Raw genomic sequence first — 8,122 nt, 5'->3', positions numbered from 1 at the left:
CGTGACTTACCTGCAAACAGATCTGAAATTACCCGCAAAACATTCCTGACTTACGTCAGAAAGAATTAATCAGAAAAGATAAATAAGGTGTTCATGCCGGCATTCTGCGGGGATAAATAAGGCCTTCACTTGCAGCGACCGTAAACGTCCGCGCCGCTCAGAATCTGAAGCACCTCCCGCTCACGCGGGCCCCCTCCCGAGTAGTTAGTTACAACAGACAAAAAATTCACTGTAATCATCCAGTCCTGAACCATCCAGCCCCTCTCAGGCCGGACCCGCGCCGTACCTGAAGCCCGGTTGCCCCCACTGACCAGCCCCGGCCGCCCGGCCCGGAGGGCCGGAACTGCAGTGGCTGATAAATGGATGCTGTAACTACAGAGTCTGAACCGCTTTGTAACCAGAGGCCCGCGGTTTCTTTCTTTCGTCTCCGACCGTCCGACTGATAAGCTGCTGACAGGCCGCTGCTTAAACGGCGTCAGTCAGGGCGGGGTTGGGCTTTCGCCACCATCGGCCCTGTAACCGGCTGTGCCGGGCTAACGGCGCCAGCTGGCATCTGAGCCGTCCTGAACGGTTTCTGGCGCCTCCATGCCGCTCACGCGGCATTCACAGGACTGGCTGCGCACTGCTCGCCCGTCCGGCTACGTCTGAGAGGTTAATGCGATGCAGATGGCTCAACAGCAGCACGGGGAGCTGGAGAGGGTTTACACCATGATCGGCGCCGTGGCCATGGCCGGCGATGGTCTTGAAACCACGCGGCTACGGATTGCCGGCTTTATCCGCGGAGAACTGGCCAGAACGCAGGCATGGTCGCCGGAGATGGAAACGGTCATGCTGGGTGCGATCGAGACGCTGGAAATCTATCCTGACCAGGAGGTTGTGGAGAGGCACCGGGATTGCGGCGACTGGGTTCTCTCAGGGCTGATGACGTCCTGAAATGCCGGATCTCAGTGCCAGTTTATTCTGTGGTATGGGCGCTGTTACCGGCTCCGCCGGGCTCACTGCGCCCGATGGCATCAGTGCCGTCCTGAATGGTTTCTGACGCTTCCATGCCGCTCATGCGGCATTCAGGGGCCGGCTGCGCACTGCTTGCCTGCTTCTATCAAAATCCTCGTTATAAATGGTATCAAGCCACGCATAATTCAGCCGATATAGTGAACAGGTCCCGCATAGAAACAGGAATAAAATGAAACTATTAACCAGCTTAACTCTGGCTGCAGCTGTTCTTTTGACAGGCTGTGCAATACAACCGCAATCTTCTGCTCCCCTCTATCTGAAAACGGAAATGCAGTCGTAAGCGTCTCAATTAGACCGTCTGTGCAGCAGACTCCGGTTCCGGGGAAATAGTGTCCATCATTTTTAATGGACACTATCGTGTGAAACACCGGACATGGCTTCTTGAGGTACTTCGCCTCCACTTTGAAGAAAAACTGCCGTGTATTGAGGCTGGACGCCGGTTAGGCATCCCCAAAACCACGGCCTGCGAACTCTTTGTTCGCTTCAGGAAGGCAGGTCTGTCCTGGCCTTTGCCACCACGAATCAACGCAAAAAATCTGGATAAACGCCTTTACCGACAGGCATCCCGAAAATCCCCCGTTCCACCCCGTGCCCCGGTCCCCTGCAAAATCCCTGTCGCCCGCAAGCGACCACGACGCCCCAACTTCTCCCGCGACTTCAAAATCGCTCTGGTGGAGCAGTCGATGCAGCCCGGCGTCAGCGTGGCTCAGCTTGCCCGCGAAAATAACATTAATGATAATCTGCTGTTCAACTGGCGGCGCCTTTATCAGCAGGGGCTGCTGGCTGCACGGACAGACGCTCCACTCATGCTGCCCGTGATGCTCGCTGCTGAATCCGGCCCCGAGCCGACTCATCTTCCCTCCGCTCTGAGCGACGGAGCTACCTGCTGTGAGCTGGTTCTGCCCGTCGGGACGCTTCGTATCAGTGGAAAGCTGACGCCAGAGCTGCTCAGGATGCTTATCCGTGAAATGCAGGGAGGATGCCGGTGATATCACTCCCTGCGGGCTCCCGCATCTGGCTGGTCGCCGGCGTGAGGGACATGCGCAACGGCTTCAATGGCCTTGCTTCCAGGGTGCAGAACACGTTATGGGATGACCCCTTCAGCGGGCATCTGTTCATCTTCCGGGGGCGTCGCGGCGACATGATAAAGATACTGTGGGCGCAACGGGATGGCCTGTGCCTGTTCACCAAACGGCTGGAGCGGGGACGCTTCGTGTGGCCGGTGACCCGCGACGGTAAAGTCGACCTGACGCCGGCGCAGCTGTCGATGCTGCTGGAAGGCATTAACTGGAAACATCCGCAGCGGACGGAACGCCCTGGAATACGCATATAACCTGCTGTAAAGTGGGGTTATGGACTTCTCATACCCTGATGAAAACGCCCGGCTCAGGGCACTGCTGCAGGAGCAGCAGACCACCCTCCGCAAAATGGTGGAGTATAACCGCCTGCTCTCACAGCGGGTGGCGGCGTACGCCAGCGAAATATACCGGCTGAAGGCGCTGGTTGCTAAGCTGCAGCGTATGCAGTTCGGCAAAAGCTCCGAAAAGCTGCGTGAGAAAACGGCCCGTCAGGTGCGCGAGGCAGAGGAGCGCATCGGTGCCCTGCAGGAGGAGATGGCGGAAGTACTGGGTGAGCAACATGACCCGGTGCTCCCGCAGCCGCTTCGCCAGTCTTCTGCCCGTAAACCGCTTCCTGCCGCGCTTCCCCGCGAAACCCGCACGCTGCCGCCGACAGAAACCGCCTGCCCGGCGTGTGGTGGAGAGCTCAGCGCGCTGGGCTGCGACGTATCGGAGCAGCTGGAGCTTATCAGCAGCGCCTTTAAGGTTATCGAAACGCAGCGTCCAAAACTGGCCTGCTGCAGCTGTGACCACATCGTTCAGACAGCCATGCCGTCAAAACCCATTGAGCGCAGTTATGCAGGCCCCGGCCTGCTGGCGCGCATCGTCACGGCGAAGTTCGGCGAGCACACGCCGCACTACCGTCAGTCGGAGATATACCGCCGTCAGGGTGTGGAGCTGAGCCGGGCCACGCTGGGGCGCTGGTCCGGCGCGGTCAGCGAACTGCTGGAGCCACTGTACGACCTGCTGCGCCAGTACGTGCTGATGCCGGGCAAAGTGCATACCGACGATATCCCGGTGCCGGTGCAGGAGCCGGGCAGCGGTAAAACCCGCACGGCCCGGCTGTGGGTCTACGTGCGGGATGACCGCAACGCGGGGTCACAGCTTCCACCGGCGGTGTGGTTCGCGTACTCGCCGGACCGGAATGGCGTTCATCCACAACAGCACCTTGCCGGGTACAGCGGTGTCCTGCAGGCGGACGCGTACGGTGGCTACAACGCGCTGTACGAAGAAGGACGCATAAGGGAAGCGGCCTGCATGGCACACGCGCGGCGAAAAATCCACGACGTTCACGTCCGGACACCAACAGACATTACCACTGAAGCGCTGAAGCGCATCGGTGAGTTGTATGCCATCGAGGCAGAGATACGCGGCAGCCCGGCAGACGAACGGCTGGCGGTACGAAAAGAACAGACCGTCCCACTGATGCAGTCGCTGTATGACTGGGTGCAGGGGCAGATGAAGGTGCTGTCGCGCCACTCAGATACGGCGAAGGCGTTCGCGTACCTGCTTAAGCAGTGGGACGCGCTGAACCTGTACTGCAGCAATGGCTGGGCGGAAATCGACAACAATATCGCTGAGAACGCGCTGCGTGGCGTTGCCCTGGGCAGGAAAAACTGGCTGTTCGCCGGTTCAGACGCGGGTGGGGAGCATGCAGCCGTCCTGTACTCACTTATCGGGGCCTGCAGGCTGAACGGAGTGGAGCCGGAGGCGTGGTTGCGCTATGTGCCGGGTCATATCCAGGACTGGCCGGTAAACAGGCTGCGCGACCTGCTGCCGTGGAAAGCTGACCTGCCGCCCGCGACGGGATGATATCTCAGAACCGGTAGCTTACCTGCAGCGAGCCCTGACTGTCGCGGTAGCCACCGCCTCCGGCCTGCTGCGTGAACACCAGGGCGCCCGACAGGCTCCTCGACAGACGCCCCTCTACACCCGTTTTCAGCTCGGCCACGTTCCGGCTCCCCCGCACATCATCCGTTTCTTCATTCATGCGCACGCCGTACACCTGTGTGTTGTGCAGCCAGTTCACCTCCACGAACGGCTGGAACTCGCGCACGGTCTGCTGGTCCAGCCGGCTTTTCCCGTTCAGGTAGGTTCTGAGTCCCAGGCGGGTGGTGACCCCGTCGTTTCCCGTCCCCTGCACGCGGGTGCCGCCCGCCTCGGTGTGGTCATCCGCCCGGATGCCGGACCAGACGGCCTGCGCGTGCGGTTCAAGGAACAGGCGGTTCTCCGTTCCGCTGCGGCTCTGCCAGCGTCCCGCCAGCCAGGCATAGCCGCCCTCCAGCGACGCCTTTATTCCCTGACTGTTGTAGCGCTCCACAGGCAGCATATCCCCTGAGACCTCGTTGCGGAACCAGTTGTACTGCGCCCACGTCTCGGCCCATGCGCCGGTTTTGGCCTCTGCGTTCTGGTACCACGTGCCGTACACCCCTGCACTGTATCCGCTCACGCTGCCCTTTGCGTCCCGGCCGGTCAGGCCGTTGTGTGAGCCGCTGTCCGCCCGGCCGTAGCCGCCCATAAGGCCGGCGTGAAGCGCGTCCGTGCCGTTTGTGGAGCCCTGAATAATATCCCCGCCCAGTTGCAGTACGTAGCGGTTAGTCTGAGTGCGGTTCTGGCCGTCCGCCATGGACGCGCGCCCGTGGCTGCCCAGATTACGCATCCACAGGCTGGTCGTACGGGCCTCCCCCGTTACCGGGTCGCTGTAGCGCGTTTCCCCGCTGCGGTCCCGCATTGACAGGTCAAACAGGGTATTCGCCGCCTGAAGGTTAGCCGTGTAGGCCGACGCCTCGGGGCGATACATGCGGACTGGCTCAGGTGAAGGCCCGGGAGAAGGTGTGGGGTCAGGGACTGATGCGAAGGCAGTGCTGGTCAGGTACCAGCCCGCCGTGTCGGTACCCGAAACGTTTCCTTTGCGCAGCCTGTAGTCGTAGGCACCGGCCACCACGCGGTTACCCAGCGAGAACACGGCGTCAGAGCGCCCGCCCACGCTGATGAGCTGGATGCCGTCCAGCGTCTGCGCGCCGCCGCCGTTCTCATTGGTCACGAAGAGGGTGCTGGCGCCGCTTGTGTTGCCGGTCACCACGAGGCGGTCAGTCAGGGAGTCATCGCCGCCCAGCACGCTGCCGAGCGATACCGAGCTGCCGGGCAGTCCGGTGTAGTCACCGTTAACCGTCAGGGTGTTGCCCGCGCTGGCCGGGGTGGGATTCAGCACGAGGCTTCCGCGGTTGGTCAGGCTGGCATTAATGACTGAGGAGGCGTTTTTTTCCGTACTGAAGAGCAGTGTGCCGTTCTGTGACAGGGCACCGTCAAGGATACTGCCGCTTTCCAGGGTCAGGGTGCCGTTATTTACCGTGCCGTTAGCGGCGGACCAGCGGGCAGATGGTGAGAGCGTCAGTGAACTGCCGGACGTGACGGTAATCTTGTCCACGCTTGCGTTATTCGTGGCGGTGAACGCTGCGGACGAGTTTCCATCCCCCACGAACACTGCAGAGCCCGCCTGACCGGTTAATGCGCCGTTAATAACCGCTCTGGTCCCACTGATATAAATAGCTGAGTTGCCAAGGTAAACAGAGCCATCAAGCAATCCTGAGTTGTGAATACCGCCGCTAATGTTGCCTGAATTGTATACAGACCAGTTTCCCCCTCTGATTGTGCCGCTGTTTACAATCTGAGAGATGTTACCGGCATTGCTTATACCCGTGTCTGCCCCCTGAATGATTCCACCAGACTCATTGAGGATACTGCCAATCGTTCCTTCGTTGAGAATACCATTGCCGACGGAGCCCGTAATGGTGCCCGTATTGTCAATTTTACCTATCCGGTTGGTTATTCCACTCGTTGTAAGGTTAGTAATACCTGTCGCAGCTTTGATTTTCCCGTTATTAAAAACCGCGTCAATTGATGAAAGGTTATAAAGGGCGGTGGTGTAATTGTCGTTTCCGGTCAGATCGCTGTTGAGGGCCATATTGGTGATCAGGGAATCATTCTGCAGTGTGCCGCTGTTTGTAAAATCCCCAATAAACCCTGAAACGTTATAAACGGCGGCAATACCTGTCCCTCCGGTCACGGATATAAGTCCGTCATTAATAAAGTCATCAATGTGAGTTTCGTTTGACACCCCAGGCCCGTTACTGGCTATGCGTATACCCGTGTAAGCAGAAGTGATGGTGCCACCATTACCAAACACTTCCAGATTGTTGTCCGGAATATAGACCGCGACGCCACCCACGCCCTCACGGGTAACATCAACAGAAGCTCCCTGAGCCACCGAGAAAAAACCCAGTGACGGCGAAACCGTACATTCTTCGGTTTCCTGACTGGTGACGGTCTGTGAATCGTCATCGGCAACCGAGTCACAGACACTGGCTGCCACTGATGAAAATGAAAGTAAATTTAAACTCATCAGGCTGACGGTCCACAATACGTGCTTTTTTTCATGAATCATTTTGAACCCCGTTCAGGAAAAAACTTCATAAATACTGGCGTGAAATAAGCGAAGTCTGGTTTCATCAATACATATATCTGATGCTTTAAAGATTCCGGCTCAAATGACTTTTCCCTTTAAGACTGGCTGCTTTCGGAGGCTCTTTTTAGCAAGAGGCTCCTGGTGATTTTTTTCCCTAACTGTACCGAGGGTATTTCAACCAGCCTGAACACCACTGACGCTATTCCCGTGCTTATGACGACTGACAGTATAAATACTGCCGGGTTACCGTTTTGCATCGCCGATGAAGGTAAAGCGTTTTTGATAAAAAGCATCACCGGGTAATGAACCAGGTACAGTGAGTAAGAAATATCACCCAGAAATGACAGCGCGCGAATGTTTACGGTTTTTATATGGCAGCTCAGCGCAATGACCGAAGCCATAATTACCAGCGCCGGCCAGAAGCCGCCGCTCATGCCGAAAACCTGCGGCCCGGTGATGGTGACAAAAGTAATGGCTAAAGCGAGAGCACCCCACGCCACTGTCCGGATAACGCGGGAGTCACTGATTTTGTTATTCACCATCAGTTCTGCCAGAAACATACCCGCAATGAATTCAAAAACAACCGTGTTGCTGGCAATTTTAATCCAGCCCTGCCACCAGTGCGAGACGACCATTTCAGGCGACACCTGTGAGGAGAAGCTGAAGCTGCCGTTATAAAAGAGCTGAAATCCCACCATGGTAGCCATAAAAATCAGTGCGCAGAGACAGCTGCGGTAGCGATAACTGAGACGCATGGAAAGGGCAAAAACGGCGTAGAACATGACTTCATAGGACAGCGTCCAGGGTGGCCCCAGCGGGCTGTAACCAAACGTCGGCCCCTGACTGCTGTAATCCTGAAGGCAGAAATAAAGGACACATGACATCTGGCCGATGGTCCGTTCAGGGTAAACAAAGACAAGCGAGGCGAGCCAGATCAGAAAGAGGGGAGGCCATATGCGGAAAAAACGCTTAATTAAAAATGTATCGGCCCGCTCCGGTACCTGGCGGGTGATGAACGTCATAATGAAACCACTGACGATGAAAAAAACATCGACACCCAGGGCGCCGGGAATGTGGTTTACCCAGTATTCCCCCAGAAAGGCAGAATTATGGGCAATGACCACAAGCAAGGCCGCCAGTCCGCGTACGTACTGAATAGTCAGAATTCTCACGGTTTAAAGCCCACTCTCTGAACGGAAATTATTAAGAAATACTTAATTTATCAGCATTCCCCTTACCAGACCAGATACCGACCGGAACTAAAATGAGCGCAGGGCATAGCGGGTCATACGGCAGACTCTCCCCTGACAAACTCACACTGACGTTCAGTACTGGCACCTCACCGGCACTTAGCCCGGACTTTCACGGTTACCACCGTTATGAAAAGACTGTTTTGGACACCGCTTTTCAGTACCGGTGTTAATCAGAGTAATGCCTGAATTTTGTGGGAGTTGTGTTATTTTATCCGGGCGGTGAATCCCCCTAAGCGGCGGGGCTGAGCCACAAAAAGGCTGAAAGCCCTGGC

Annotated in this window: 6 protein-coding genes; 4 read left to right on the top strand and 2 right to left on the bottom strand. The window is 57.3% G+C overall.

The window, feature by feature from the left end:
- Positions 1 to 666: 666 nt before the first annotated feature.
- From F3I21_RS23005 to F3I21_RS22990, 4 genes are all read left to right on the top strand, one after another.
- Positions 667 to 933, top strand: coding sequence for a hypothetical protein (locus F3I21_RS23005; RefSeq protein WP_150059889.1), 267 nt, complete (start codon positions 667 to 669; stop codon positions 931 to 933).
- Between the two features lie 410 nt (positions 934 to 1,343).
- Positions 1,344 to 2,003 carry an IS66-like element accessory protein TnpA gene (gene tnpA / locus F3I21_RS23000; RefSeq protein ID WP_150059888.1) on the top strand — a complete coding sequence of 220 codons (660 nt, stop codon included), beginning with the start codon at positions 1,344 to 1,346 and terminating at the stop codon, positions 2,001 to 2,003.
- Positions 2,000 to 2,347, top strand: a complete 348-nt coding sequence (gene tnpB / locus F3I21_RS22995; RefSeq protein ID WP_150059887.1) for an IS66 family insertion sequence element accessory protein TnpB — start codon at positions 2,000 to 2,002, stop codon at positions 2,345 to 2,347. The genes tnpA and tnpB overlap by 4 nt, the downstream gene beginning before the upstream one ends.
- 19 nt (positions 2,348 to 2,366) lie before the next feature.
- A complete protein-coding gene (locus F3I21_RS22990) occupies positions 2,367 to 3,944 on the top strand; it encodes an IS66 family transposase (protein WP_150059886.1) in 1,578 nt (525 codons plus the stop codon).
- 4 nt (positions 3,945 to 3,948) lie between these two features.
- Here the strand turns inward: F3I21_RS22990 and F3I21_RS22985 are convergent, their stop codons facing one another.
- Together F3I21_RS22985 and F3I21_RS22980 are read right to left on the bottom strand one after the other, a co-directional pair.
- Positions 3,949 to 6,576, bottom strand: coding sequence for an autotransporter outer membrane beta-barrel domain-containing protein (locus F3I21_RS22985; protein ID WP_223815742.1), 2,628 nt, complete (start codon positions 6,574 to 6,576; stop codon positions 3,949 to 3,951).
- 116 nt (positions 6,577 to 6,692) lie between these two features.
- The gene (locus tag F3I21_RS22980) at positions 6,693 to 7,769 is read right to left on the bottom strand and encodes an acyltransferase (protein WP_150059885.1); all 1,077 of its coding nucleotides are present in this window, start codon (positions 7,767 to 7,769) and stop codon (positions 6,693 to 6,695) included.
- Positions 7,770 to 8,122: the final 353 nt, after the last annotated feature.

The sequence above is a fragment of the Pantoea sp. B_9 genome, assembly GCF_008632015.1.
Classification (GTDB): Bacteria; Pseudomonadota; Gammaproteobacteria; order Enterobacterales; family Enterobacteriaceae; genus Pantoea; species Pantoea dispersa.
The sequence above is the reverse complement of the archived record's forward strand: the minus strand, read 5'-3'. Positions and strand labels throughout refer to the sequence as shown.

What these genes read in the sequence shown, in the direction of transcription:
- F3I21_RS22990 (WP_150059886.1), top strand. Translation starts at nt 2,367, where the DNA reads ATGGACTTCTCATACCCTGATGAAAACGCCCGGCTCAGGGCACTGCTG.
- F3I21_RS23005 (WP_150059889.1), top strand. Translation starts at nt 667, where the DNA reads ATGGCTCAACAGCAGCACGGGGAGCTGGAGAGGGTTTACACCATGATC.
- F3I21_RS22985 (WP_223815742.1), bottom strand. Translation starts at nt 6,576, where the DNA reads ATGATTCATGAAAAAAAGCACGTATTGTGGACCGTCAGCCTGATGAGT.